The sequence below is a fragment of the Pseudoxanthomonas spadix BD-a59 genome, assembly GCF_000233915.3.
Lineage (GTDB): Bacteria > Pseudomonadota > Gammaproteobacteria > Xanthomonadales > Xanthomonadaceae > Pseudoxanthomonas_A > Pseudoxanthomonas_A spadix.
In genome coordinates this window covers 2,606,189-2,629,915 of the sequence record NC_016147.2, presented here as the reverse complement: position 1 = coordinate 2,629,915, position 23,727 = coordinate 2,606,189, and the positions used below count along the sequence as shown (strand labels likewise).

The window sequence follows — 23,727 nt, the reverse complement described above, 5'->3', positions numbered from 1 at the left end:
AGGCGGATCGGGCATGACGGTCGAGGTACGGGTGGTGCGGGAAACGGCAGCAGGCGAGCGCCGCGTGGCCGCCGTTCCGGAAACCGTGAAAAAGCTCATGGCTGCCGGTGCCGCCGTCCAGGTGGAAGCCGGGGCGGGCGCCGCGGCCGGCTTCACCGACCAGGCCTATCTGGATGCCGGTGCCAGCATCGTCGCGCCGGCCACGCCGGTGGCCGGTGGCCTGGTGTTGTGCGTGCAGTGCCCACCCGCCGCAGCGTTGGCCGGGTACCCGGCCGGCACCGTGCTGGTCGGCAGCCTGCATCCGCAGGCCGACGCCGCCCGCGCGCAGGCACTGACCGCGGCCGGGGTGGTGGCCTTTCCACTGGAACGCCTGCCGCGCACGACCCGGGCGCAGGCGATGGACGTGCTCAGCTCGCAGGCCGCCATGACCGGTTACAAGGCGGTACTAATCGCCGCCGAACTGACCCCGCGGTTCTTTCCGATGCTGACCACCGCGGCCGGTACCATCCGTCCGTCCAGGGTGTTGATCGTCGGCGCCGGCGTGGCCGGCCTGCAGGCGGTGGCCACGGCCAAGCGCCTGGGCGCGCAGGTCGAGGGCTTCGACGTGCGCCCGGAGACGCGCGAGCAGATCGAATCGCTGGGCGGCAGGTTCCTGGACCTGGGCGTGAGCGCGGTGGGCGAGGGCGGCTATGCGCGCGCCCTGACCGAGGATGAGCGTGCCGAACAGCAGCGGCGTCTGGCCGAGCACCTCAAGGGCGTGGACACCATCGTCTGCACCGCCGCGGTACCGGGCCGGCCGGCACCGAAGATCATCACCGCCGCGATGGTGGCCGGGATGAAGCCCGGCAGCGTGATCGTGGACCTGGCCGCCGAAACCGGCGGCAACTGCGAACTGACCCAGCCGGGCCAGACCATCACCTCGGCCAACGGCGTCACCCTGGCCGGTCCGCTCAATCTGGCCAGCATGGGCGCGGTCCACGCCAGCGAGATGTTCGCGCGCAACGTCTACAACTTCGTCGTGCTGTTCCTCAAGGACGGCGCGCTGTCCTTCGACTGGGAAGACGAACTGCTGGCCAGGACCCGCTGGCAGGCCGACGCCGCCGCCTGATCCGGCAGCGCGGCCCGGGGTTCAATCCGGGTCGTCGTCCTTCATCGGCGGGTGCGTGCGCACCCACTCCTGGCGCTGCTGCGGGGTCATGTTCTTCCAGGCATCGCGCAGCTGCTTGCGCTGCGACGGCGGCAGCGTGTGCATGTGGTCGAACAAGGCGCGGGCTTGCTGGCGCTGTTGCGGGCTCATGCCCTGGTAGCGGTGCACGCCCTGGCGGGCCTGCGTGCGTTGCTGCGGGGTCATCTCATGCCAGCGCTGGGCGTGCTCCATGATCCGTGCACGCTGGCCGGGATCGGCGTTCCAGCGCTCGCGCAACGGGGCCACCAGCAGCTCGCGCTGCGCGGGGCTGAGCTGATCCCACGCCGGCCACTGCGCTTGCCGGTCGGGCACTTGTGGCGGTGCTTGCGGACGCTGCTGCTGCGCCCACGCGGGCCAGGCCAGGGCGGCGAGCAGCACCGGCACGATCAGTCGGCAAGAGGCGCGCATGGGGGTCATTCCATCGCCAGCCAGGCATCCGAGCCCAGCCAGAGGTAAAGGTCGGGGTTCTGGTCCAGCACCTCGGCGGTGCTGACGAAGGCATCGGCCTCATCGGCGCGCGGCAGCGCGGCGATGGTCGGCATCTGGCCTGCCGGCGCGCCGTGCTGGCGCGGCGGCAGCAGCTGGCTGGCGGCCAGCACCGCCAGCAGCATGGTGCAGGCCGTCGCGCCCAGCCAGGTCAAGCTGCGGCTGCGGCGCGCGCCCTGGCCCGAGGCCTGGCGCGCATTGCGCAGCCGCGCCAGGGTCTGCGGCGAGAGCGAGGCCAGCGATGCCGCGTGCAGCTGGCGGGCGTGGCGGTCGAAATCGGATGGGGAGCTCACCGGAAATCCTCCAGCTGTTTTTGCAGGGCATCGCGCGCGCGCGAAAGATGGGTCTTGACCGAGCCTTGCGAACAGCCCATCGCCAGAGCGGTCTGGGCCACGTCCAGCTCCTCCAGCACGCGCAAGCTAAAGGCCTCGCGCTGGCGGGCGGGCAGGCCGCGCAGGGCCTGGACCAGCTTGCCGTAGGCTTCGCGCTGGTCGTGGCGGCCGGACGGGCCCGGCGCGGTATCGGCCCAGTCGAGCAGGCTGTCCTGGTTGCGTTCGCCGGCTTGCAGCATCCAGCGCAGCCGGAAATTGCCGCGCCGTTGCAGGTCGATGATCCGCCGGCGCAGGATGCGCCAGAACAGCGGCGTCCACTCCGCGGCCGGTTTGCCGGCATAGCCCAGCATCCTGATCATCGCGTCCTGGACCGCATCCAGTGCATCTTCGCGGCTGCGCAGGCCAGCTTCGGCGAAGCGGAATGCGCGCGTGGAGACACCGGCCAGGAACGCCTCCATCGACGCGGGCACGGCGGCGGCAGTGGTGTCGGGGTCATGCGGCGGATCAGGCAGGAGCGGACTCACCAGCACAGCTTAGCCATGACAAAGGGGAAGACTGCTGCAAACGCACCAGTGGAGCCACGGTTGACCCCGGTCTCAAGCCAGTCAGGCCGCGGTTATGATGCCGCCCCGGGTCCGCACCGGCTTTGCACAGGGAAACAGGTCCATGAACGACGGCTTCGTTGCGCTGTATATCTTCATGCTGGCGGCCATCGCCGGCCACGTCATCATCTCGCGGGTGCCGGTGATCCTGCATACGCCACTGATGTCCGGTTCCAATTTCATCCACGGCATCGTGCTGATCGGTGCGATGGTGGTGCTTGGCCATGCCGACACGACGGTGGAAAAGGCCCTGGGCTTCATCGCGGTGCTGCTGGGCGCCGGCAACGCCGCCGGCGGCTACGTGGTGACCGAGCGGATGCTGGAGATGTTCAAGTCCAGCAAGAAGCCGGAGGCACACAAGTGAACCTGACCACCGTGCAACTGCTGGATTGGCTGGTCAGCGCCAGCTACCTGGTGGCTGCCACGCTGTTCCTGCTGGGCCTGCAGCGCATGGCCTCGCCCAGGACCGCGCGCAGCGGCATCGGCTGGGCCGGCACCGGCATGCTGGTGGCGACCGTGGCCACCTTCTTCCTGCCGGGGCTGGACAACATCGCGCTGATTCTGGTGGCCATCGTGATCGGCGTCGGCGCGGCCTGGGTGTCGGCCAGGCGGGTTGCCATCACCGACATGCCGCAGATGGTGGCCCTGTACAACGGCATGGGCGGCGGCTCGGCCGCGGCGATTGGCGCGGTGGAACTGCTGCGGTTGTCGTTCCTGCTCAATCGCGACACCAGCAACTGGAGCCAGGCCGCGATCGCCGCCCTGGCCGCGCGCCATCCCGGCGCGATCACCCTGGCGCTGGCGGTGATCGGCTCGGCCATCGGCGCGGTGTCGCTGTCCGGCTCGGTGATCGCCTGGGCCAAGCTGGACGGGCGCCTGGACAGGCGGGTGACCTTCCCCGGCCAGCAGCTGTTCAACCTGGCTGTGGCGGCGGCGTTGGTCGTGCTGGGCATCTGGGCGGCGGTGTCGCTTGACCCGGTGGCGATCGTGGCGTTCTTCGTCGTGGCGCTGGCCCTGGGCGTGCTGATGACCCTGCCGATCGGGGGTGCGGACATGCCGGTGGTGATCTCGCTGTACAACGCCTTCACCGGCCTGGCGGTGTCCTTCGAAGGCTACGTGCTGGGCAACCAGGCGCTGATCATCGCCGGCATGATGGTCGGCGCGGCCGGCATCCTGCTGACCCGGCTGATGGCCAAGGCGATGAACCGCCCGGTCAGCGGCGTGCTGTTCTCCAACTTCGGCGGTGGCGGCACCGCGGCGCAGATCAGCGGGTCGCAGAAGCCGATCGAGGCCGGCGATGCGGCTGCGATGATGGCCTATGCCGAGCGCGTGGTGATCGTGCCCGGCTACGGCATGGCCGTGGCCCAGGCCCAGCACAAGATCTGGGAGCTGGCCCAGCGCCTGATCGAGCGCGGGGTCAAGGTGAAGTTTGCCATTCACCCGGTCGCCGGGCGCATGCCCGGCCACATGAACGTGCTGCTGGCCGAAGCGGGCGTGCCGTACGACCTGATCGCCGACATGGACGACATCAATCCTGAGTTTGCCAACACCGACGTGTCGCTGGTGATCGGCGCCAACGATGTGGTCAACCCGGTCGCCAGGACCGACCCGGGTAGCCCGATCTACGGCATGCCGATCCTGGACGTTGTGAACAGCAAGAACACCATCGTGATCAAGCGTGGCAAGGGCACCGGTTTTGCCGGCATTGAAAACGCCCTGTTCTACGCCGACAACACCCACATGCTGTACGGCGACGGGGCCGAGATGGCCGGCGCGCTGGTCAGCGAACTCAAGGCCCTGGACGCAGCATAGGGCGGGTCTCGACCCGCCCGATGCGACCTTCGTTCATGGCGCAACCGTCGTTCGACGGCAACGGTCACTGAACGATCGCAGCAGCGTTGGCCGGCCTTGGTAGGGCGGGTCTTGACCCGCCACCTGCGACCTTCAGCGCGCAGCAATGGCCGCGACAACCAACCCAAGCGCCAGCAGCACGTAGTCCAGCGGCGCGGTGGCCAGGCCGAGCAGGGTCAGAGCCAGGTGGGCGCCCAGCTTCACCGCTGATTCCTGCGGCGTCACACCCATGGTGGCGCCCATCTGCAGCACCACGACCCCCCAGTTGGCCCAAGCCACGCCGATGGCGGTGAACGCCACGGCCCACAGCATGCGGGCGGTGCCGCGGGCCATGCCGCCCAGGCGCAGCGACAGTGCCGCCGTCACCCCCAGCACCAGCGCCATCCACGCGCACTGCGAGCCCAGATAAAAGGCCAGCCCGATCCAGATCAGGGACTGCAGCAGGCCCAGCAGGACGAACAGGGACAGCGCGCTGAGGGGGGGGAATCGGGGGGAGGTCGCGGGCATCGGCGGCAAACGGGGGACAATCGGACAAGGATACCGCCCCAGGCCGGGCGCATTGGTGCCCAGGTCATGTCGCAGCGCCCACTGCAACGCTGTGGGGCGCTGCATGGGCGGCGGCGGGCCGGTGGGCCCGGTAGAATGCGCGCTTGCCTTGCCTCCGCGCGTCCCCATCTCTTGCCCATGTACTCAAGCAGCAGCGAACCGGTCCAGTTCGAGCGTGATTGCGCCGCCGTCATGGTGCCCGCCGGTGTCAGCGTGAACCTGCCGGCCGGCACTTACGGCTACATCACCCAGGCCCTGGGCGGCAGCTACACCGTGTTCGTGGAAGGCAACCTGTTCCGGATCGCGGGCAAGGATGCCGATGCCCTGGGCAAGGAGCCGGCCGAGCCGCTGGCGCTGGACGAGAACGCCAGCGATGCACAGGTCGAGGAGCTGGTCTGGCAACAGCTGCGCACCTGCTTCGATCCGGAGATCCCGTTCAACATCGTCGATCTGGGCCTGGTGTACGAGGTGGACATGGACCACCGCGACGACGGCCAGCGCCGGGTGGGGGTGAAGATGACACTGACCGCGCCGGGCTGCGGCATGGGCGAGATCCTGGTCGATGACGTGCGCAGCAAGCTGGAGATGATCCCCACCATCGCCCAGGCCGACGTCGAGCTGGTGTTCGATCCGCCATGGAGCCCGCGCATGATGTCCGAAGCGGCGCGTCTGGAAACGGGCATGCTCTGAAAGCTGCAGGCCCCGCCGATGCGCCACGTGCGCACAGGCGCGCGCTACGCCGCGGTCGAACTGGGTGAACCGCACGCCGCTGGGCGCTATCCTTGCCGGGTTTTGTCATTCATGCAGGTATGCGGCCCATGTCCTCCTCGTCCTTGGTTTTCACCGTCCAGCCCTCCGGCAATCCCCGCAGCAGCGCCGAACGCGAACAGATCCTCTCCGCGCCGGGGTTCGGCACGCGCTTCACCGACCACATGGTGGCCATCACCTGGGACCGCGACCATGGCTGGCACGACGCCCAGGTCCGGCCCTATGGCCCGCTGCAGCTGGACCCGGCCGCGGCCGTCCTGCACTACGGCCAGGAGGTCTTCGAAGGGATCAAGGCCTACCGCCACGAGGATGGCTCGATCTGGACCTTCCGCCCCCAAGCCAATGGCGCGCGCCTGCAGCGTTCGGCCAGGCGCCTGGCGCTGCCGGAGCTGCCGGTGGCGCTGTTCGTCGAATCGCTGCGCCAGCTGATCGCCGTGGATGGCCCCTGGGTGCCCTCGGCGCCGGAGACCAGCCTGTACTTGCGCCCGTTCATGATTGCCGATGAGGCCTTCCTGGGCGTGCGCGCGGCGCAGAAGGCCTCGTACTACGTGATCGCCAGCCCGGCCGGCCCGTACTTTGCCAAGGGCGTGGCGCCGGTGTCGATCTGGCTGTCCACCGACTATGCGCGCGCAGCCAAGGGCGGTACCGGTGCGGCCAAGTGCGGTGGCAACTACGCCGCCTCGCTGCTGCCCCAGCAGATTGCTGCCGAGCACGGCTGCTCGCAGGTGCTGTTCCTGGACCCGGTCGAAGGCAAATACATCGAGGAGCTGGGCGGCATGAACGTGTTCCTGGTTTACCAGGACGGCACCCTGGTGACCCCGGCGCTGTCGGGCAGCATCCTGGAAGGCATCACCCGCGAGAGCATCCTGCAACTGGCCCGCGACCGCGGCATGCAGGTGCAGGAACGCAGGATCGCCATCGAGGAATGGAAGGCCGGGGTGGCCTCGGGCCAGATCGCCGAGGCCTTCGCCTGCGGCACTGCGGCGGTGGTCACCCCGATCGGCCAGCTGAAGGGCGAGGGCTTCGCGGTCGGCGACCTGGACGCGCCTGTGGGCGAGGTGACCATGGCCCTGCGCAAGGAGCTGACCGACATCCAGTACGGCCGTCTGCCTGATCGCCACGACTGGCTGGTGCGCCTGGACGCTTGAGGCCGCCGGCGCTGGCTTCCAGCGCGTGGCGTGGATGGCTCCCGCCCGGCTTCAAGGCCGGGCATTCCTGTTTCGCCCGGATTGCTGCAGGGCGCTTGTCTGCTCCTCGGAGTGTCTGAAACGCGTGTGGGTGACCTGACAGGGGGGGTCCTTGCGGCGATGGCACTCGGGGGACTGCGGGATAAAAATGGGTGAGCTGGGCTCGTGCGCCGCGGCGACCAGCCCGAATGCGGCACCATTGGTGATGTTCGTCACTAATCTGGAATCTTGTGACGTCCTTGGTCACAAACTGACATGGGACCGTGTCCGGGCTTTGATTCGTTCGGTTAAGTTCTGGTCAGGTTCGGTGCAACGCCGGACCGCATCCCCCGGAGATCGCAGCCGCACAACAACCAAACCGTCCCCCGACGCCATGTCGTGGGCGATCCCCGGGTCTTCCCGCATGAAGCGGGGTCACACCATCCAGAGGTGAAGTCGAGATGTCCGATGTTTCCAAGCGTCGTTTGCGCCTGCATTCGCTGGCCGCCGCCACGGTGGTCGCGTTGTCCGCGCTGAGTGCAGCCCCGGCCATGGCCGCAGGGCGCGTGGACCTGAGCGGTCTGCAATCTCCCGAGCAGCACAGCTTCGACCGTTTCATCGTGAAGTACCTGGACAACAGCGCGCCGCACGCCAACGCCACGGCGCTGAGCCAGTCCCTGGCCTCTGCGGCGCGCGTGGTGCCCAGCGCGCAGGGACGCGCGCTGGGCGTGCAGCGGTTGCGCCGCACCGCGGTCGGCTCGGATGTGGTGGTGGCCGACCGCAAGCTGGACCGGGTGGAAGCCGAGATCCTGATGCGCCAGATCGCGGCCGACCCCAACGTGGACTATGTCGAGGTCGACAAGCTCAATCGTGCCTACCTGACGCCCAACGACACCAATTTCTCCCAGCAGTGGGACCTGGGGACCGGGGCAGGTGGCATGTACGCAACCACCGCATGGGATGTGACCAACGGCAGCGGCACGGTGGTGGCCGTGCTCGATACCGGCATCACCTCGCACTCGGACCTCAACGCCAACGTGCTGCCGGGCTACGACTTCATCGTCGATACATTCGTGTCCAACGATGGCAACGGACGCGATGCCGATGCATCCGACCCGGGCGATGCATATGCGGCCAACGAATGCGGCAGCGGCATCGGCGCCTCGGACTCCAGCTGGCATGGCACCCACGTGGCCGGCACCGTCGCCGCGGTCACCAACAACAGCAAGGGCGTGGCCGGCATCGCCTATGGCGCCAAGGTCGTGCCGGTGCGCGTGCTGGGCAAGTGTGGCGGCTACGACTCGGACATCGCCGATGCGATCATCTGGGCCTCCGGGGGCGCGGTCAGCGGCGTGCCGGCCAACGCCAATCCGGCCGAGGCGATCAACCTGAGCCTGGGTGGCAGCGGCGCCTGCGGCAGCACGACCCAGGCGGCGATCAACGGTGCGGTCTCGCGCGGCACGACCCTGGTGATCGCCGCGGGCAATGACAACACCAACGTCTCCAACGCCAGCCCGGCCAACTGCAACAACGTGGTCGCGGTCGGCGCCACCACCAGCACCGGCGCGCGCGCCAGCTATTCCAACTATGGATCGCTGGTGGACCTGGCCGCGCCGGGCTCGGGCATCCTGTCCACGCTCAATTCCGGCACCACCACTCCGGGTTCGGAAAGCTACGCGTCCTACAGCGGCACCTCGATGGCCACCCCGCACGTGGCTGCAGTGGTGGCGTTGATGCAGTCGGTGGCCGCCACGCCGCTGACCCCGGCGCAGGTCGAGTCGACCCTCAAGAGCAGCGCACGCGCCTTCCCGTCCACACCTTCGCAGCCGATCGGCGCCGGCATCCTGCAGGCGCGCGCGGCAGTGGACGCGGCCGGCGGCGGAGGGGGCGCCAATGTCGCGCCGGTGGCCAACTTCAGCTCCAGCATCAACGGGCTGACGGTGGCCTTCACCGACACCTCCACCGACAGCGATGGTTCGATCGCCTCGCGCAGCTGGAGCTTCGGCGATGGCACCACCTCGACCGCGGCCAACCCGTCCAAGACCTACAGCGCCGCCGGCACCTACACCGTCTCGCTGACGGTGACCGACAACGCCGGGGCCACCAATACCAAGACCGCCTCGGTCACGGTGGCCTCAAGCGGGGGCGACAGCACGGTGCTGACCAACGGGGTGCCCAAGACCGGGCTGGGTGCGGCGACCGGCACCTCGCTCAACTTCACCATCGCGGTGCCGGCCGGCGCCTCCAACCTGGTGATCGCCACCTCCGGCGGCACCGGCGATGCAGACCTGTATGTCAAGGCCGGCAGCGCGCCGACCGACACCTCCTACGACTGCCGTCCGTACACGTCGGGCAATGCCGAAACCTGCACCATCGCCAGTCCGGTGGCCGGGACCTACTACGTGCGCCTGAAGGCGTATTCGACCTTCGCCGGCCTGAGCCTGACCGGCAGCTACAGCACCGGTGGCGGCACCAGCCAGACCTACAGCAACACCACCGACGTGACCATCGGCGACAACGCCACGGTCAGCAGCACCATCAACGTGTCCGGCCGCAGCGGCAACGCAGGCAGCAGCGTGCCGGTGGCGGTCAACATCGTGCACACCTACATCGGCGATCTCAAGGTCGATCTGATCGCGCCCGATGGCAGCGTCTACGTGCTCAGCAACCGCGCCGGCGGCAGTGCCGACAACATCGTCAAGACCTACACGCTGAACCTGTCCAGCGAGGCGCTCAACGGCGCCTGGGCGCTGCGGGTCAACGACAACGCCGGCGGCGACACCGGCTATATCAACAGCTGGAGCATCACCTTCTGAGCCAGGCACCTGCGCAAGGTCGCGCTGGATGCGCCGGGCACGCAACGCCCGCCTTGCCTCATGGATGAACGGGGTGCACGACCGGTCAGGCAGGACGCCTGGCCGGTCGTTTGCTTTTGGCTGGGAAGTCGTGCAATGAAAACGCCCCGCTCGCGCGGGGCCTTGCGTGAGATTCCAAGGCCGGATCAGGCCGCTTCGAAACGGTTGGCGGCCACGTTCTTGCGCACCTTGCGCGGGTCCCAGATACGGCCATTCATCGCGATCCACACGCCGTTGGGCGCCGTCTGCACCGCGCCGACCGCACAGCCGATGTTGAACTCGGCATCCGAGCCGCGAAACCCGGCCGGGTTGAGCGCACCGGTCAGCACGATGGTGCGGTCCTGCAGCGAGGCCAGCGCCTGCGCGGTCTGGACCATCGAGTCGGTGCCGTGGGTGATCAGCACGTGCCGGGTCGGCTGGGCGGCGATGGTCGCGCGCAGCAGCGCGCGGTCGGCATCGGTGATGTGCAGCGAGTCCTTGCGGATGAGCGGGATCACGGTGAAGCCAAACGCCACGCCCAGCGCCTTGAGGATGCCGCCGATCTGCGGCTCGCCGACCTGGTAGTCGGACTTGTCGTCGAAGTAGATCTTGTCGATGGTGCCGCCGGTGGTGACCACCAGCAGGTCTTCCATGGGTGCGGCTTGGGTGTTCACGGAAAGTCCATCAGGGCGCCGGATCGTCGGGCGCCGATGTTACCTGCGTGCCGGCCGCATCCCCAGCCCTGGCCTTGCGGCCCAGGCGCGCGCGCAGGCCGTCCCAGTTGGAAGCGAACACCACCACCAGGGCCAGGACCAGCTCGAGCCAGCCATATCGCCGGTCCTGTGGATGCGACCAGGCCGTCATCACGCCATGGCTGAACCAGCCCAGCGCCAGCACGCCGGACCAGAACGCCGCCAGCGGCGAGCCCAGCCGCGCGCCGATGGCCAGCACCAGCGGCGGCAGGGTGAACACCACCAGCGTGGCCAGGTAATGGCGATCATCGCGAAACCACCAGGCAAACAGCGCCGACAGCGCCAGCAAGGTGATCGCCAGCAGCAGTCGGGGCGTGCGCGCGGCGCTCATGGCGTGGCCACCAGGCGCCGGGCCAGATCGGCCAGGCGCCGGCCCAGGGCGCGGGCCAGGGCCGCTTCCTCGTCGCTGGGCTGCGGATCGTCCTGGCCGCCGGCCACGTGGCTGGCGCCGTAGGGCGTACCGCCAGTGCGGGTGGTGCTGAGCAGCGGCTCGGTATAGGGAATGCCCACGATCAGGCAGCCGTGGTGCAGCAATGGCACGTGCATGGACAGCAGCGTGGCTTCCTGGCCGCCGTGCTGGGTGGCGGTGGACGTGAACACCGCCGCCGGCTTGCCCGCCAGGGTGCCGCTGGCCCATTCGGCGCCGAGCGAATCGATGAAGAACTTCATCGGCGCGGCCATGTTGCCAAAGCGGGTCGGGCTGCCGAGCGCCAGGCCGACGCACTCGGCCAGGTCCCGGGTATCCACATACGGCGCGCCGTCCTCGGGCACCGGCGGTGCGCTGCGCTCGGTGACCGCAGCCACCGGCGGCACGCTGCGCAGCCGCGCGGACATGCCGTCCACTTCGCCGATGCCGCGCGCAATCTGTCGCGCCAGCCTGGCCACCGAACCGCCGCGGCTGTAGTAGAGGACCAGGATTTCGGGCATCGGCAACATCGTCCGGCAGGTGCAAGGGCGCCAGTATCGGGCCTGGACGCAGGCCTGTCGCCCCGTGACGCTTGGGTTACCCTTGCGTCGATGTCACTGGCCACCACCTTCCAGCGCTGGCACGAACATGTGCGCGACCGCGCGCGGGTGGCGGCGTTCGCGCAGTTCCTGCTCAAGCGTTTCTGGGACGACCGCCTGTTCCAGACCGCCGCGGCCCTGGCCTACACCACGATGTTCGCGCTGGTGCCGCTGGCGATGGTGGTGTTCGGGGTGTTGTCGGCGTTCCCTGGGTTCAACCAGTGGAGCGATTCGCTGAGCGACTACATCTTCTCCAACTTCGTGCCCAGCGCCGCGCGCGCGGCACAGGGCTATCTGCTCGAATTTTCCAGGAGCGCGCGCGATTTGACCGCCGCTGGGGTGATCGCGCTGGTGATCTCGCTGCTGATCACGCTCAACAGCGTGGAAGGTGCGTTCAACCGGATCTGGCGCGTGCCCAGTTCGCGCCCGCGGTTCGGGCGTTTCATCGTGTACTGGGCGGTGCTGACCCTGGGCGCGCTGCTGTCGGCGGCCTCGCTGGCGATCACCGCCAAGGTCTTCGCGCTGCCGTTGTTCAAGACCGCCGAAGTCCGCCAGGTCGCCTCGCTGGCGCTGTCGCTGGCACCGGTGCTGATCGAGCTGTGCGCGATCACGGTGATCTACCGGGTGGTGCCGCATCGCTCGATCCACTGGCGCTATGCGTTTTCCGGCGCGCTGCTGGCCACTGTGGGGCTGGAGGCGATCAAGTGGGGCATGGGCGTGTACCTGGGTAGCTTCGGCTCGTACACGCGGGTGTATGGCGCGGTCGCGGTGGCGCCGATCCTGATGCTGTGGATCTACCTGAGCTGGACTTCGATGCTGCTGGGCGCGTCGCTGGCCGCCTCGATGTCGGCATTCCGGTATCAGCCCGAGTCGATGCGATTGCCGCCGGGCTTTGAGCTCTATGGCCTGTTGCGGCTGCTGGGCCGTTTCCATCAGGCGCGCGCGCACGGCCGCGGCCTCAGTGACGACCGGATCCTGGAACTGGAGCCGATGCTGACCGACTCGCTGGTCCAGGAATTCCTGGACAGGCTTTCGCGCATCAACCTGCTGCGCTGTACCGACAGCGGCGAGTGGATCCTCGCCCGCGACCTGGGCAACACCTCGCTGGCCGAGCTTTACGAGACCTGCCAGCTGCGCATTCCCATCGCCGAAGCCCACCTGCCCTGCCAGGACGATGCGCTGGGGGTAGCCGCGCGGCAGGCGCTGGACCGCCTGCGCCTGCCGGTGCGCGAGCTGCTGCGCCACCGCGCCGGCGAGGTCTTTGCGCCCTTGCCGGAATCCCTGCCTTGAACATGCCATCGCCCCGGCGTGCGTTGAGCTGCATCGCGCTGCTGGGCGGCGCGGGCCTGCTGGCGGCCTGCGCGGGTTCGGACGGCGCCGCGGCGATGTCGCAGACCCCGGCGGCCACGGCGACGAACCGGTCAGAACCTGTGCCGATGCCGGCTGCACCCGATGCCAAGGCCCCGGTGGCGCTGAAGCTGGCCACGGTGGACGGTGGCACCTTCGACGCGGTCGCCCACCGCGGCAGCTGGCTGGTGGTGAATTTCTGGGCGACCTGGTGCCATCCGTGCCTGGCCGAGATGCCCGAGCTGTCGCAGCTGGACCAGCGTCGCGCCGACCTGGGCGTGCTCGGCCTGGCCTACGACGACATCAGCCCGGCCGAGCTGAAGGCCTTCCTCGCCGCCCATCCGGTGAGTTACCCGATCGCGCAGGTGGATGTGGACGACCCGCCCAAGGCGTTCGAGGCTCCCACCGGGCTGCCGACGACCTATCTGCTGGATCGGCAGGGCAGGATCGCCGGGCGCTTCGTTGGCCCGGTGACCGCCCACGACATCGAACAGGTGGTCGACGGCGCCAGGGACGGCCGGTTGCCATGAAGACGGCCGCGCGCTTTCTGGTCAGCGGCCGGGTGCAGGGCGTGTCTTTTCGCGCCGGCACGCGGCAACAGGCGCAGGCGCTGGGGCTGGATGGGATCGCCCGCAATCTCGAGGACGGCCGGGTGGAGGTGATCGTGCACGGCGAGGCGGCGGCCATCGACACGCTGGCCCAATGGTTGCAGCACGGGCCACCGAATGCGCGGGTCGAGCGGATCAGGCGCGAGCGGTGGCTGGCGCCGGTGGAAGCGGGCTTCAGCGTCGCCTAGGCGACGCACGGATGACGCGGCGTGTGCCCCCGGCTTGTTCAGCGCCGGCCGCGCGCCCGCGCTTCAGTCGGCCTCGGAACCGTCAGGGATCGGCCGCAGCAGCCCGAATTCCTCATGCAAGGGTGGGTGCCCGAGCTTCTTCAGCGTCAGCGTCGACTCGGACACGGCGGTGTCGGGCAGACGCAAGAGCAGGTCGCGGATCAGGGTCAGGCGGCCGCGCCTTTGGTCGTTGAAGTCCACCAGTGTCCACGGCGCGTAGTGGCTGTGGGTGGCGGCCAGCATCACTTCGCGGGCCTGGGTGTATTCGGCGTATTTCTCGCGCGCCTGCAGGTCCACCGGCGAAAGCTTCCAGCGTTTGAGCGGATCGGCCAGGCGCTCGGCGAAACGCGCTTCCTGCTGCTTCTGGTCCACCGTCAGCCAGTACTTGAACAGCAGGATGCCGTCATCCACCAGCAGCTGCTCGAAGATCGGCGCCTGCTGCAGGAAGGCGGCGTACTGTTCGGGCGTGCAGTAGCCCATGACCTTCTCCACCCCGGCGCGGTTGTACCAGCTGCGGTCCATCAGCAGCAGTTCGCCGGCCGCGGGCAGGTGCGGCACGTAGCGCTGGAAATACCACTGGGTGGCTTCGTGGTCGCTGGGCTTGGGCAGGGCCAGCACCCTGCACTGGCGTGGGTTGATGTGGCGGCGGATCGCGTCGATGCTGCCGCCCTTGCCGGCGGTGTCGCGGCCCTCGAAGATCACCACCACGCGCTTGCCGGTGCAGGCCAGCCAGCGCGCCATCGACAGCAGCTGCAGCTGCAGCGGTTCCAGCTGGGCTTCATAGTCCTTGCGCTTGAGTTTCTTGCTCACCTGGGTTCCTTGGAAGCAGGGCGGCGGCGTCGCTGGCGGGTAGCGGCCATGCCGCGCGCGACTTCGATCAGCGCCCCCTGCTGGCGCGGGCTCAGGCCGCGATAGGCGCTGAGCAGGTCCGACTCGCCGCGGGTGCGGGCCGGGTCCAGCTGGGTGGCCAGTTCGGACAGCAGCGCGCCGGCGGGGATCCCCAGGGCGCGGGCCAGGGCGATGAGCTGTTCGCGGCCGGGGAGTTTTTCCCCGGCCATCCAGGCGCGCACGGTGGCTGCACCGACGCGCGGAATCGCAGCGGCCAGGTCGGCGGCGCTGCGGCCACTGGTGCGCGCCAGCAGGCGCAGGGTGGTGTCCAGCGCCACGCTGCGGCTAGGCCTTCAGCCGTGGCCACAAGGTGGCCAGGTTGCACGGGCCGGTGCGGGCGTCGAGCTGGGCGGCGATGATCTTGTCCCAGCCGGTGCGGCAGGCCGAGGTCGAACCGGGCAGGCAAAAGATGAAGGTCTGGTTGGCCAGCCCGGCGAAGGCGCGCGACTGCAGGGCCGAGGTGCCGATCTCATCGACGCTGAGCGCGCGGAACAACTCGCCGAAGCCGGGCATCTGCTTGTCCAGCAGCGGCAGCAGCGCCTCGGGCGTGGAGTCGCGCCCGGTAAAGCCGGTGCCGCCGGTGACCAGGATGCCGTCCACCGCGCCATCGGCGATCCAGCGCGAGACGATCGCGCGCATCGCGTAGATGTCGTCGCGGACCAGCAGGCGTTCGTGGATCAGATGGCCGGCGGCGGTGGCGGCCTGGACCAGATAGTCACCGGAACCGTCATTGGCCAGGGTGCGGGTATCGGAGACGGTCAGCACGCACAGGCGCAGGGGAATCAGGGTGTCGGCATGGCTCATGTCGGCCAGCCTAAGCGCTGGGCCGTGAGGCTTCAACGCACCGGGTGAAACGTGGTGGATCAACCCTCGGCCAGGCGCGCCAGTTCGTCGACCTGGTGCTCGTGCATCAGCCGGCCGATCAACTCGTCCATGCCGCCTTCGAGGATGTTGGGCAGGTCGTACAGGGTCAGGCCGTCGACGCGGTGGTCGGTGATGCGGCCCTGCGGGAAGTTGTAGGTGCGGATGCGCTGGCTGCGGTCGCCGCTGCCGACCTGCAGCTTGCGCGTCTGCGCCTCGGCCGCGGCCTGCCTGCTGCGCTCGGCATCGAGCAGCTGCGCCTTGAGCCGCTTCATCGCCTTGTCGCGGTTGGCGTGCTGGCTGCGCTCGGTCTGGCATTCGACCACGGTGCCGGTCGGCAGGTGGGTGATGCGGATGGCCGAGTCGGTCTTGTTGACGTGCTGGCCACCGGCGCCGGAGGAGCGGAAGGTGTCGACCTTCAGGTCGGCCGGATTGATCACGATCTCCTCGACCTCGTCGGTCTCGGGGATGATTGCCACGGTCGCGGCCGAGGTGTGGATGCGGCCCTGCGATTCGGTCGCCGGCACGCGCTGCACCCGGTGTGTGCCCGATTCGAACTTCAGCTTCGAATACGCGCCGCGCCCGACCACGCGCGCGACCACTTCCTTGTAGCCGCCGTGCTCGCCGGGCGAATCGGATTCGACCTCGACCTTCCAGCCCTGGCGCTCGGCGTAGCGGGCGTACATGCGGAACAGGTCGCCGGCGAACAGTGCGGCCTCGTCGCCGCCGGTGCCGGCGCGCACTTCCAGGAACAGGTTGCCCTCATCGCGCCGATCGCGCGGGATCAGCAGCAGCGACAGCGCCTGGTCCAGTTCGGCCAGGCGCGCCTGCGCGGCGGTGACCTCCTCCTCGGCCAGTTCGCGCAGCTCCGGGTCCTCGCGCATGGCCTGGGCGGCAGCCAGGTCGGCGCGGGCGCGGCCTTCCTCGGCCATGGCGTTGGCCACCGGCTCGAGCTGGGAAAATTCGCGCGACAGCTCGCGGAAGCGGGTGTTGTCGGCCACCACCGATGGATCGGCAAGCAGGCGTTGGAGTTCTTCGCGACGCTCGGCCAGCGCCTCCAGCTTACGGCGCAGGGTCGGCGTCATCGGGCAGCTTGGGATGGGAGTAGGGCGCCCTGGCCGGAAACATCCGGTCCGCCGCGCGGGTGAGCTCGGTGTCGCCGGACAGGGCTGCCTCGCGCAGTGCGGAGGTGGGCGGATGCAGCAGCCGGTTGGTCAGGGTGTGGGCCAGGAATTCCAGCACCTGGGCCGGGTCGCGACCGTTGGTCAGCTGGGCCTGGGCCTTGCCCAGCACCTCCTGGCGGGCGGCATCGCCATAGGCACGCAGGCGCTTGAGCGGCTCCTGGCGGCTGCCGGCCTGCAGGACGTCCACGAAACGGGCGACCTGCAGGTCGATGAGGGCCTCGGCCTCGTCGGCCGCTTCGCGCCGGCTGCGGCGGTTGTCCTCCACTGCCCGCTCCAGGTCGTCGACCGTGTACAGGTAGGCGTCGTCCAGCTCGGCCACGCTGGCCTCGATGTCGCGCGGCACGGCCAGGTCGAACAGCATCATCGGCTTGTGCCGGCGGCGCTTGAGGGCCTGGGCGACCTGGGCACGGGCGATGACCGGTTCGCGCGCGGCGGTGGCCGAGAACACCACATCGGCCTCGGCCAGGTGGCGGTCCAGTTCGGTCAACGGCAGGGCCACCCCGCCGTGGCGGCTGGCCAGTGCCTGGGCATGGCTCAGGGTGCGGTTGGCCACCAGCAGGCGCCGGACCTTGGCCTGGCTCAGGTGGCGGGCGGCCAGCTCGATGGTCTCGCCGGCGCCAACCAGCAGCACGGTCGAGTCACTCAGCCGGGCGAACGCATTCTGCGCCAGCCGCACCGCGGTGGACGCCACCGAGACCGGGTTGGCGCCTACGCGGGTATCGGTGCGGACACGCTTGGCCACGGCGAAGGCCTGCTGGAACAACCGGTCTAGCCGGTTGCCCAGCGCCTGGTGCCGGCGCGCCAGCACCCAGGCATCCTTCACCTGGCCCAGGATCTGCGGTTCGCCCAGCACCATCGAATCCAGCCCCGTCGCCACGCGGAACAGGTGGCGTACGGCTTCGGCATCGCGGTGGCGATACAGATAGGTGTCCAGGCCTTCGCCATGGGTGGCCAGCCACTGCACCAGCGGGGCGGCGTCCTCGGCCACCGCATACAGCTCGGTGCGGTTGCAGGTGGACAGCAGCGCCGCTTCGCTCACCTGCGGCAGGGCACGCAGGGCGCCAAGCGCCTGCGGCAGCGCTTCGCCGACAAAGGCCACCCGTTCGCGCAGGCTGACCGGCGCGGTCTGGTGGTTCAGTCCGAGGACCCACAACGTCATTTTTCGGGGCTTGCGCTAAGCTGCTGGCTGTCTGTTGCCCGCCATTTTACGGCCCGGTTCCCCCTAATGCCTGCAAAGATGCGTTTTGCCCCGTTGTTGTTGCTGATCGTGGCCGGTTTCGCGTCATCTGCAGGGGTCCTGGCCCGGCAACCATCGGCCCGGGTGGGGACCGGCGGCATCCTTGAACCGGTCATGGCCGGCGAATTTTCCCTGCAGGCCGGCAAGCTGGCAGAGGCCTCGCGCCTGTACCTGCAGGCGGCCGAAGCCGGCCAGGACGTGGGCCTGGCTGAACTGGCCACCCGCATTTCGCTGCTGGCCAACCAGGACGACAATGCCACCCGCGCGCTGCAGCTATGGAAGCAGCGCGCCCCCGAATCGCTGGCCATGCGTGCCGCCCAGGCGACCCTGGCGCTGCGTCAGGGGCGCGAGCGCGTGGCCCGGCGCGAACTGGAATCGCTGCTGCGCGACCCCGATCCGCAGGCCTGGCGTTACGCGCTGGTCGCGCTGGGCAGTGGCGGCCGCGACCCGGCCCGCTCGGCCAAGCTGCTGGGCCAGCTGCTGGACGACAATGCGCTGCCCAACGACCTCAACGTGTGGCTGGCGTTCGGCGGCCTGGCCCAGTCGCTGGACCAGCCGGCGTTGGCCGAGCGCATCGTCGGCGAGGTCATCCAGCGCTTCCCGGTCAATCCGCGCGTGTCGCTGCTGCACGCCAGCCAGCTGCGCCAGGCCGGCAAGACCGAGCAGGCCCGCCAGGTGCTGGAAAGCTTGCAACGGCAGGCTGCCGCCGATCCCAACGTGCGCCTGGGCACGGCCGCCGAGTTCGACGCGCTGGGCCTGCCGCTACAGGCTGCCCAGGTGTTGGCCCAGGGTCCGCAGGACACCCGCAGCTACGGCCTGCGCGCCTCGCTGCTGGCCAAGGCCGACGACAGCGCCGCCCTGGCCCGGCTCTACGACGAGGTCAAGGCGGCCAGTGCGGCCGGCCAGGATCCGGCCCGGCGCCTGCTGCTGGGCCAGATCGCCGAATACCTCAAGCGCTTCAAGGACGCGCTGGACTGGTATCAGGGTGTCGCCGGCGACGAGCACCAGGTCGAAGCACGCCTGCGTGCGGCCAACGTGCTGTTCCAGCTGGACCGCAAGCCGGAGGCTTTTGATCTGGTCCACGCCCTGCAGGCCGACGCCAGCGTCGATGACGACGCCCGTCGCGACGCCTACCTGCTCGAGGCCGACCTGCGCCGCAAGAATGAAGACGATCCCGGCGAACTGGACGCCCTGGCCCGTGGTCTGGCCGCCTATCCGGACGACAACGCCCTGTTGTATGCGCGTGGCCTGGCCTGGGAACGGCGCGACCGCATCGACCGCGCCGAGGCCGACCTGCGCCGGGTGCTGGTGACCGATCCGACCAATACCGCCGCGCTCAACGCGCTGGGCTACACCCTGGCCGACCGCACCGACCGCTACACCGAGGCGCTGGAGCTGATCGAGCGTGCCCGCGCCGCCGCGCCGGATGAACCTGCGATCCTGGACAGCTATGGCTGGGTGCTCTACCGGATGGGCCGCAAGGAAGAGGCGCTGGTCCAGCTCCGCCGCGCCTTCACGCTGATGAAGGACCCGGAGATCGCCGCCCACCTGGGCCAGGTGCTGTGGGAGCAGGGCCACAAGGACGAGGCGCGTCGCTACTTTGATCAGGCGCGCAAGCTGGATCCGGAGAACCGCTCGCTGCGCCGCGCGCTGGAACAGACCGGCGCATGAACCGTTGCCTGGGTCGGGCGCTCGCGCTGCTGGCCGTGGTCCTGCTGGCGGGCTGCGTCGGGACTTCGGTGCGCAAGCCCCTGCCGTCGGCGGTCGATGTCGCGACCGCCGCGCAGGCCCAGGCTGCACGGGTCCAATGGCTGGACGCGCATCGCGACTGGTCGCTGCAGGGTCGGGTGGCGATCCGGCGCGCGGACAAGGGCGGCAGCGGGCGCCTGGACTGGACCCAGCGCGGGGATTGTTTCGAGGTCTCGCTCAGCGCGCCGGTCACCCGCCAGAGCTGGCGTCTGACCGGCGATGCCGCCGAGGTGGTGCTGGAGGGTCTGGATGGCGGTCCGCGTCGCGGCGCCGACGCCGGCCAGTTGCTGCTGGAGGCCACCGGCTGGGAAATCCCGGTGCAGGCACTGGCTTTCTGGGTGCGCGGCCAGGCCGCGCCGGGGCTGCCGCAAGCCATCATTGAATATGGCGCGGACGGCTACTTGTCTGCGCTGCGCCAGGGCGGTTGGCGCATCACCTACACCGACTGGCGGCCTGCCGCCGGCGAGGTGCCGGCGATGCCGGCGCGGGTCGAGGCCGAACGTGGCGATTCGCGCGTGCGCCTGATCATCGACGGCTGGCGGACCGGCGCGGCGCCATGAGTGGCCCGTCGATGCCCGGCGCCTGGTCATGGTGGCCGGCACCGGCCAAACTGAACCTGTGCCTGCGCATCATCGGCCGCCGCGCCGACGGCTATCACGACCTGCAGAGCGCCTTTCGCCTGCTGGACTGGGGCGATCGGGTGGGCATCCGGGTGCGTGCCGATGGCGTGATCAGCCGCGTCGGCACCTCGGTGGCCGGTGTTGCCGAGGCCGACGACCTGCTGGTCCGGGCCGCGTTGCTGCTGCAGGAGCACGCAAACGTCGCCCAAGGTGCGGACATCTGCGTCGAAAAACGGATCCCGGCCGGCGGCGGTCTCGGTGGCGGCTCGTCCAATGCGGCCACCGTCCTGCGCGTGCTGGACCGGCTGTGGGGCCTGGAGCTTGGCGAAGACGCCCTGGCCGGGCTGGGCCTGGCGCTGGGCGCGGACGTGCCGGTGTTCGTGCGCGGCCGCAACGCCTGGGCCGAGGGCGTGGGCGAACGGCTCACCCCGCTGGACCTGCCGCCGGCCTGGTATGTGCTGGTCGACCCCGGTATCCACGTGGCCACCGCCCGCCTGTTTGCCTCGCCGGATTTGACGCGCACTGCCGCACCCGTGAAAATAGCCGACTTCCTTTCTGGATCGGTGCCCGACAACGTGTTCGAGCCGGTGCTGCGACGTCGTGAGCCTGCCATCGAAGCGGCGTTGGCCACACTCTCGCGCATCGGGACGCCACGGCTGACGGGGACCGGTAGCGGTTGTTTCGTGGAGTTCGCAAGCCTTCAGGCCGCCCAGGCCGGATTGGCGCTGCTGCCTGCGGACCTGCGCGGCTGGGTGGTGGCAGGTGCGGCCCGTTCGCCCCTGCTCGATGCCCTGGAAGGGAAGGCGCAGCACACCAACTGATTCACTGGGGCGTCGCCAAGCGGCCTAAGGCACCGGGTTTTGATCCCGGCATTTCGCAGGTTCGAATCCTGCCGCCCCAGCCAGTTCCCCTCCGTGCGCGAAAGGACCCGTGTAGCGTTCGGCCCACAGCAGTCCATCGAGATTCCCACGTGCAAGACGAACGCAGCCTGCTGGTCTTTTCCGGCAACGCCAACAAGCCCCTAGCCCAGAGCATCTGCCGTGAACTCGGCGTGCGTCCAGGCAAGGCGATGGTCTCGCATTTCTCCGACGGCGAAGTCCAGGTGGAGATCGAGGAGAACGTCCGCCGCCAGGAGGTGTTCGTGATCCAGCCGACCTGTGCACCGTCGGCCGAGCACCTGATGGAACTGCTGGTGATCATCGATGCGCTCAAGCGTGCCAGCGCCGCCAGCGTGACCGCGGTGGTGCCGTACTTCGGCTACTCGCGCCAGGATCGCCGGCTGCGTTCCTCGCGGGTGCCGATCACGGCCAAGGTCGCGGCCAAGATGTTCAGCGCGGTCAATGCCGACCGGGTGCTGACCGTGGACCTGCACGCCGACCAGATCCAGGGCTTCTTCGACATCCCGGTCGACAACGTGTATGCCTCGCCGCTGCTGCTGGCCGACATCTGGCGCGCCTACGGCACCGAGAACATGGTGGTGGTCTCGCCGGACGTGGGCGGCGTGGTCCGGGCCCGGGCGGTGGCCAAGCGCCTGGACGATGCGGACCTGGCGATCATCGACAAGCGCCGCCCGCGCGCCAACGTGGCCACGGTGATGAACATCATCGGCGACGTGGAAGGCAAGGCCTGCGTGCTGGTGGACGATATCGTCGATACCGCCGGCACCCTGTGCGCCGCGGCCGCGGCACTGAAGGAGCGCGGCGCGACCAAGGTCGCCGCCTACTGCACCCATCCGGTGCTGTCCGGCCCGGCCGTGGACAACCTCAACAGGTCCGCGCTGGACGAGCTGGTGGTCACCGACACGATCCCGCTGTCGCCGGCCGCCGCGGCCTGCACCACGATCCGCCAGCTGTCGGTGGCCGGGATGCTGGCCGAGACCATCCGCCGCATCGCCTTCGGCGAATCGGTCAGCTCGCTGTACGTGGATTGATCGTGCGTTTTCGGGTGGTCGCCAGGTCGGCGGGCACCCGGCACGGCTCTTCTGGTCGCGGAAGAGTCGCATCGCCGCCGCGAGGCGGTTTTACTCAACCAAAGAAGTTAAAAAAATGGCCAAGACACACGAAATCAAGGTGGAGCGCCGCGCAGATGAGGGGAAGGGTGCGAGCCGCCGCCTGCGTCGCGCCGGTAGCGTCCCCGCCATCGTCTACGGTGGCGAACTCAAGCCGGTCAGTATCCAGATCAACCACAACGAAGTCTGGACCGCCAGCCAGCACGACTGGTTCTACTCGTCGATCCTGGACCTGAGCCTCAATGGCGACGTGCAGAAGGTGCTGCTGCGTGACATGCAGCGCCATCCGTTCAAGCAGCAGATCATGCACCTGGACTTCCAGCGCGTGAACGACAGGGAAACCCTGCGCACCGCCGTGCCGCTGCACTTCCTGAACCAGGAAACCTCGCCGGCCGGCAAGTCGTCCGAGGTGGTCATCACCCACGAACTGAACGAAGTGGTGGTCGAATGCCTGCCGGCCGACCTGCCCGAGTTCATCGAGGTCGACCTGGGCAACATGGTCCAGGGCGATGTGATCCACCTGTCCGAGCTGAAGCTGCCCAAGGGCGTGGAGATTCCTGAGCTCAAGCTGGGCAAGGAACACGATACGGCCGTGGTCATCGCCAAGTTCGCCAAGGTCGAGGAAGAGCCGGAAGCCGAAGGCGGCGTCGCCGAAGTCCCGGCCGCCAAGGTGGCCAAGGACGAGAGCCAGAAGTGATCCAACCCCTCCGCGCTGGCTGATGTCGGCGCGGGGGAGTCGGATCCAACCGCTTGCATGGAAGGCGTACGCCTCATCGTCGGGCTGGGCAATCCTGGACCCGAATACGCGCGGACCCGGCATAACGCCGGGTTCCGTTTTGTGGACGCCCTGGCCCTGCAGCAGGGCGCACGGTTTGCGCCGGAGGCCAAGGTGTTCGGCGAAACCGCGCAGGTCGGCATCAACGGCCAGACGGTGCGACTGCTCAAGCCGTCGACCTACATGAACCTGTCGGGCAAGTCGGTCGCCGCCGCGCTGCGGTTCTGGAAGCTCCAGCCCGAACAGGCGCTGCTGGCACACGACGAACTGGACCTGCCCGCGGGCGTGGCCCGGTTGAAATTCGATGGCGGACACGGCGGCCAGAATGGCCTGCGCGACACCATGCAGCTGCTGGGGCATGGGCGCTTTGGGCGCCTGCGCATCGGCATCGGCCATCCCGGCCACAAGGACAAGGTCACCGGCTGGGTGCTGGGCCGTCCGGGCGCCGAGGACGAGATCCTGATCGGGCGCGCGATCGAGTCGGCACTGGAGGTGCTGCCGCTGGCGGTCTCGGGTGATTTCAACGAGGCGATGAAACGGCTGCATACAGCCGGGACTCTGGGCTCGGGACTCGGCACTGGGAAGAGATGAACCCTGGGCGTGTGCTGTCACCCGGTTTTACTTTGAACATAGGATTGCTGCGAATGAACGTGCAAGAGCGCCGTGGTTTGGCAAGTCCCGGGTCCCGGGTCCCG

General features: G+C 69.1%; 27 protein-coding genes and 1 tRNA gene. 16 read left to right on the top strand and 12 right to left on the bottom strand.

The window, feature by feature from the left end:
* Positions 1-13: 13 nt before the first annotated feature.
* Positions 14-1,108: an NAD(P) transhydrogenase subunit alpha gene (locus DSC_RS11955; RefSeq protein ID WP_014161424.1), complete on the top strand. Its 1,095-nt coding sequence runs from the start codon at positions 14-16 to the stop codon at positions 1,106-1,108.
* A 21-nt stretch (positions 1,109-1,129) separates the two neighbouring features.
* Here the strand turns inward: DSC_RS11955 and DSC_RS11950 are convergent, their stop codons facing one another.
* The 3 genes from DSC_RS11950 to DSC_RS11940 are packed head-to-tail and all read right to left on the bottom strand — an operon-like array spanning position 1,130 to position 2,534.
* Positions 1,130-1,594 (bottom strand): DUF3106 domain-containing protein, encoded by a 465-nt coding sequence (locus DSC_RS11950; protein WP_014161423.1) that lies wholly within the window; start codon positions 1,592-1,594, stop codon positions 1,130-1,132.
* A 5-nt stretch (positions 1,595-1,599) separates the two neighbouring features.
* Entirely contained in the window at positions 1,600-1,965 is a 366-nt protein-coding gene (locus DSC_RS11945) for a hypothetical protein (RefSeq protein ID WP_014161422.1), read from the bottom strand.
* The gene (locus DSC_RS11940) at positions 1,962-2,534 is read right to left on the bottom strand and encodes an RNA polymerase sigma factor (protein ID WP_014161421.1); all 573 of its coding nucleotides are present in this window, start codon (positions 2,532-2,534) and stop codon (positions 1,962-1,964) included. Before DSC_RS11940 ends, DSC_RS11945 begins: the two co-directional genes overlap by 4 nt.
* Positions 2,535-2,670: 136 nt before the next feature.
* Between DSC_RS11940 and DSC_RS11935 the strand changes: the two genes are divergently transcribed.
* Together DSC_RS11935 and DSC_RS11930 are read left to right on the top strand one after the other, a co-directional pair.
* Positions 2,671-2,970 carry an NAD(P) transhydrogenase subunit alpha part 2 gene (locus tag DSC_RS11935; protein ID WP_014161420.1) on the top strand — a complete coding sequence of 100 codons (300 nt, stop codon included), beginning with the start codon at positions 2,671-2,673 and terminating at the stop codon, positions 2,968-2,970.
* Positions 2,967-4,418, top strand: a complete 1,452-nt coding sequence (locus DSC_RS11930; protein ID WP_014161419.1) for an NAD(P)(+) transhydrogenase (Re/Si-specific) subunit beta — start codon at positions 2,967-2,969, stop codon at positions 4,416-4,418. The genes DSC_RS11935 and DSC_RS11930 overlap by 4 nt, the downstream gene beginning before the upstream one ends.
* 132 nt (positions 4,419-4,550) lie before the next feature.
* Here DSC_RS11930 and DSC_RS11925 read toward each other — a convergent pair whose 3' ends face one another.
* Positions 4,551-4,964: a hypothetical protein gene (locus tag DSC_RS11925; protein WP_014161418.1), complete on the bottom strand. Its 414-nt coding sequence runs from the start codon at positions 4,962-4,964 to the stop codon at positions 4,551-4,553.
* A gap of 177 nt (positions 4,965-5,141) precedes the next feature.
* Between DSC_RS11925 and sufT the strand changes: the two genes are divergently transcribed.
* The 3 genes from sufT (at position 5,142) to DSC_RS11910 (ending at position 9,753) form a co-directional block, all read left to right on the top strand.
* Positions 5,142-5,693 carry a putative Fe-S cluster assembly protein SufT gene (gene sufT, locus DSC_RS11920; protein ID WP_014161417.1) on the top strand — a complete coding sequence of 184 codons (552 nt, stop codon included), beginning with the start codon at positions 5,142-5,144 and terminating at the stop codon, positions 5,691-5,693.
* Between the two features lie 128 nt (positions 5,694-5,821).
* Entirely contained in the window at positions 5,822-6,919 is a 1,098-nt protein-coding gene (locus DSC_RS11915; RefSeq protein WP_014161416.1) for a branched-chain amino acid aminotransferase, read from the top strand.
* Positions 6,920-7,398: 479 nt separating this feature from the next.
* Positions 7,399-9,753, top strand: a complete 2,355-nt coding sequence (locus DSC_RS11910; RefSeq protein WP_014161415.1) for a S8 family serine peptidase — start codon at positions 7,399-7,401, stop codon at positions 9,751-9,753.
* A 185-nt stretch (positions 9,754-9,938) separates the two neighbouring features.
* Here DSC_RS11910 and DSC_RS11905 read toward each other — a convergent pair whose 3' ends face one another.
* From DSC_RS11905 to wrbA, 3 genes are read right to left on the bottom strand one after another with little or no spacing between them, the layout of a single operon-like run.
* Positions 9,939-10,424 (bottom strand): asparaginase domain-containing protein, encoded by a 486-nt coding sequence (locus tag DSC_RS11905; RefSeq protein ID WP_014161414.1) that lies wholly within the window; start codon positions 10,422-10,424, stop codon positions 9,939-9,941.
* Between the two features lie 31 nt (positions 10,425-10,455).
* Complete coding sequence (locus tag DSC_RS11900) at positions 10,456-10,854, bottom strand: DUF2069 domain-containing protein (protein WP_014161413.1); 399 nt, start codon at positions 10,852-10,854, stop codon at positions 10,456-10,458.
* Positions 10,851-11,450, bottom strand: coding sequence for an NAD(P)H:quinone oxidoreductase (wrbA, locus tag DSC_RS11895; RefSeq protein ID WP_014161412.1), 600 nt, complete (start codon positions 11,448-11,450; stop codon positions 10,851-10,853). The genes DSC_RS11900 and wrbA overlap by 4 nt, the downstream gene beginning before the upstream one ends.
* 90 nt (positions 11,451-11,540) lie before the next feature.
* On the opposite strand from wrbA, the gene DSC_RS11890 reads away from it, so the two are divergent.
* The 3 genes from DSC_RS11890 to DSC_RS11880 are packed head-to-tail and all read left to right on the top strand — an operon-like array spanning position 11,541 to position 13,671.
* Positions 11,541-12,818, top strand: a complete 1,278-nt coding sequence (locus DSC_RS11890; RefSeq protein ID WP_014161411.1) for a YihY family inner membrane protein — start codon at positions 11,541-11,543, stop codon at positions 12,816-12,818.
* Positions 12,819-12,820: 2 nt separating this feature from the next.
* Positions 12,821-13,405, top strand: coding sequence for a TlpA family protein disulfide reductase (locus tag DSC_RS11885; RefSeq protein WP_238527743.1), 585 nt, complete (start codon positions 12,821-12,823; stop codon positions 13,403-13,405).
* Entirely contained in the window at positions 13,402-13,671 is a 270-nt protein-coding gene (locus DSC_RS11880; protein WP_014161409.1) for an acylphosphatase, read from the top strand. Before DSC_RS11885 ends, DSC_RS11880 begins: the two co-directional genes overlap by 4 nt.
* A gap of 63 nt (positions 13,672-13,734) precedes the next feature.
* Here DSC_RS11880 and ppk2 read toward each other — a convergent pair whose 3' ends face one another.
* From ppk2 to hemA, 5 genes are read right to left on the bottom strand one after another with little or no spacing between them, the layout of a single operon-like run.
* Positions 13,735-14,520 (bottom strand): polyphosphate kinase 2, encoded by a 786-nt coding sequence (ppk2, locus tag DSC_RS11875; protein WP_014161408.1) that lies wholly within the window; start codon positions 14,518-14,520, stop codon positions 13,735-13,737.
* Positions 14,517-14,876 (bottom strand): helix-turn-helix domain-containing protein, encoded by a 360-nt coding sequence (locus DSC_RS11870; protein ID WP_014161407.1) that lies wholly within the window; start codon positions 14,874-14,876, stop codon positions 14,517-14,519. Before DSC_RS11870 ends, ppk2 begins: the two co-directional genes overlap by 4 nt.
* Before the next feature lie 7 nt (positions 14,877-14,883).
* Entirely contained in the window at positions 14,884-15,402 is a 519-nt protein-coding gene (gene moaB / locus DSC_RS11865) for a molybdenum cofactor biosynthesis protein B (RefSeq protein ID WP_014161406.1), read from the bottom strand.
* 59 nt (positions 15,403-15,461) lie between these two features.
* The gene (prfA, locus tag DSC_RS11860) at positions 15,462-16,544 is read right to left on the bottom strand and encodes a peptide chain release factor 1 (protein WP_014161405.1); all 1,083 of its coding nucleotides are present in this window, start codon (positions 16,542-16,544) and stop codon (positions 15,462-15,464) included.
* The gene (gene hemA, locus DSC_RS11855; RefSeq protein WP_014161404.1) at positions 16,522-17,802 is read right to left on the bottom strand and encodes a glutamyl-tRNA reductase; all 1,281 of its coding nucleotides are present in this window, start codon (positions 17,800-17,802) and stop codon (positions 16,522-16,524) included. Before hemA ends, prfA begins: the two co-directional genes overlap by 23 nt.
* 66 nt (positions 17,803-17,868) lie before the next feature.
* Here hemA and DSC_RS11850 point away from each other — a divergent pair, with 66 nt between their 5' ends.
* The 7 genes from DSC_RS11850 to pth all read left to right on the top strand — a co-directional run bounded on the left by DSC_RS11850 (position 17,869) and on the right by pth (position 23,623).
* A complete protein-coding gene (locus DSC_RS11850) occupies positions 17,869-19,551 on the top strand; it encodes a tetratricopeptide repeat protein (RefSeq protein ID WP_043290607.1) in 1,683 nt (560 codons plus the stop codon).
* On the top strand, positions 19,548-20,189 hold the full coding sequence (gene lolB, locus DSC_RS11845) for a lipoprotein insertase outer membrane protein LolB (protein ID WP_014161402.1): 642 nt from the start codon (positions 19,548-19,550) through the stop codon (positions 20,187-20,189). Before DSC_RS11850 ends, lolB begins: the two co-directional genes overlap by 4 nt.
* Positions 20,186-21,070, top strand: coding sequence for a 4-(cytidine 5'-diphospho)-2-C-methyl-D-erythritol kinase (gene ispE / locus DSC_RS11840; protein WP_043290602.1), 885 nt, complete (start codon positions 20,186-20,188; stop codon positions 21,068-21,070). The genes lolB and ispE overlap by 4 nt, the downstream gene beginning before the upstream one ends.
* Positions 21,071-21,075: 5 nt before the next feature.
* Positions 21,076-21,153: transfer RNA gene (locus DSC_RS11835), tRNA-Gln, on the top strand.
* A gap of 66 nt (positions 21,154-21,219) precedes the next feature.
* The gene (locus DSC_RS11830) at positions 21,220-22,179 is read left to right on the top strand and encodes a ribose-phosphate diphosphokinase (RefSeq protein ID WP_014161400.1); all 960 of its coding nucleotides are present in this window, start codon (positions 21,220-21,222) and stop codon (positions 22,177-22,179) included.
* A 115-nt stretch (positions 22,180-22,294) separates the two neighbouring features.
* Positions 22,295-22,954: a 50S ribosomal protein L25/general stress protein Ctc gene (locus DSC_RS11825; RefSeq protein ID WP_014161399.1), complete on the top strand. Its 660-nt coding sequence runs from the start codon at positions 22,295-22,297 to the stop codon at positions 22,952-22,954.
* 57 nt (positions 22,955-23,011) lie between these two features.
* On the top strand, positions 23,012-23,623 hold the full coding sequence (pth, locus tag DSC_RS11820; RefSeq protein WP_014161398.1) for an aminoacyl-tRNA hydrolase: 612 nt from the start codon (positions 23,012-23,014) through the stop codon (positions 23,621-23,623).
* Positions 23,624-23,727: the final 104 nt, after the last annotated feature.

What these genes read in the sequence shown, in the direction of transcription:
- DSC_RS11955 (WP_014161424.1), top strand. Translation starts at nt 14, where the DNA reads ATGACGGTCGAGGTACGGGTGGTGCGGGAAACGGCAGCAGGCGAGCGC.
- DSC_RS11950 (WP_014161423.1), bottom strand. Translation starts at nt 1,594, where the DNA reads ATGCGCGCCTCTTGCCGACTGATCGTGCCGGTGCTGCTCGCCGCCCTG.
- DSC_RS11935 (WP_014161420.1), top strand. Translation starts at nt 2,671, where the DNA reads ATGAACGACGGCTTCGTTGCGCTGTATATCTTCATGCTGGCGGCCATC.
- DSC_RS11925 (WP_014161418.1), bottom strand. Translation starts at nt 4,964, where the DNA reads ATGCCCGCGACCTCCCCCCGATTCCCCCCCCTCAGCGCGCTGTCCCTG.
- sufT (WP_014161417.1), top strand. Translation starts at nt 5,142, where the DNA reads ATGTACTCAAGCAGCAGCGAACCGGTCCAGTTCGAGCGTGATTGCGCC.
- DSC_RS11915 (WP_014161416.1), top strand. Translation starts at nt 5,822, where the DNA reads ATGTCCTCCTCGTCCTTGGTTTTCACCGTCCAGCCCTCCGGCAATCCC.
- DSC_RS11910 (WP_014161415.1), top strand. Translation starts at nt 7,399, where the DNA reads ATGTCCGATGTTTCCAAGCGTCGTTTGCGCCTGCATTCGCTGGCCGCC.
- DSC_RS11905 (WP_014161414.1), bottom strand. Translation starts at nt 10,424, where the DNA reads ATGGAAGACCTGCTGGTGGTCACCACCGGCGGCACCATCGACAAGATC.
- DSC_RS11900 (WP_014161413.1), bottom strand. Translation starts at nt 10,854, where the DNA reads ATGAGCGCCGCGCGCACGCCCCGACTGCTGCTGGCGATCACCTTGCTG.
- wrbA (WP_014161412.1), bottom strand. Translation starts at nt 11,450, where the DNA reads ATGCCCGAAATCCTGGTCCTCTACTACAGCCGCGGCGGTTCGGTGGCC.
- DSC_RS11890 (WP_014161411.1), top strand. Translation starts at nt 11,541, where the DNA reads ATGTCACTGGCCACCACCTTCCAGCGCTGGCACGAACATGTGCGCGAC.
- DSC_RS11885 (WP_238527743.1), top strand. Translation starts at nt 12,821, where the DNA reads ATGCCATCGCCCCGGCGTGCGTTGAGCTGCATCGCGCTGCTGGGCGGC.
- DSC_RS11880 (WP_014161409.1), top strand. Translation starts at nt 13,402, where the DNA reads ATGAAGACGGCCGCGCGCTTTCTGGTCAGCGGCCGGGTGCAGGGCGTG.
- moaB (WP_014161406.1), bottom strand. Translation starts at nt 15,402, where the DNA reads ATGAGCCATGCCGACACCCTGATTCCCCTGCGCCTGTGCGTGCTGACC.
- prfA (WP_014161405.1), bottom strand. Translation starts at nt 16,544, where the DNA reads ATGACGCCGACCCTGCGCCGTAAGCTGGAGGCGCTGGCCGAGCGTCGC.
- hemA (WP_014161404.1), bottom strand. Translation starts at nt 17,802, where the DNA reads ATGACGTTGTGGGTCCTCGGACTGAACCACCAGACCGCGCCGGTCAGC.
- DSC_RS11850 (WP_043290607.1), top strand. Translation starts at nt 17,869, where the DNA reads ATGCCTGCAAAGATGCGTTTTGCCCCGTTGTTGTTGCTGATCGTGGCC.
- lolB (WP_014161402.1), top strand. Translation starts at nt 19,548, where the DNA reads ATGAACCGTTGCCTGGGTCGGGCGCTCGCGCTGCTGGCCGTGGTCCTG.
- ispE (WP_043290602.1), top strand. Translation starts at nt 20,186, where the DNA reads ATGAGTGGCCCGTCGATGCCCGGCGCCTGGTCATGGTGGCCGGCACCG.
- DSC_RS11825 (WP_014161399.1), top strand. Translation starts at nt 22,295, where the DNA reads ATGGCCAAGACACACGAAATCAAGGTGGAGCGCCGCGCAGATGAGGGG.
- pth (WP_014161398.1), top strand. Translation starts at nt 23,012, where the DNA reads ATGGAAGGCGTACGCCTCATCGTCGGGCTGGGCAATCCTGGACCCGAA.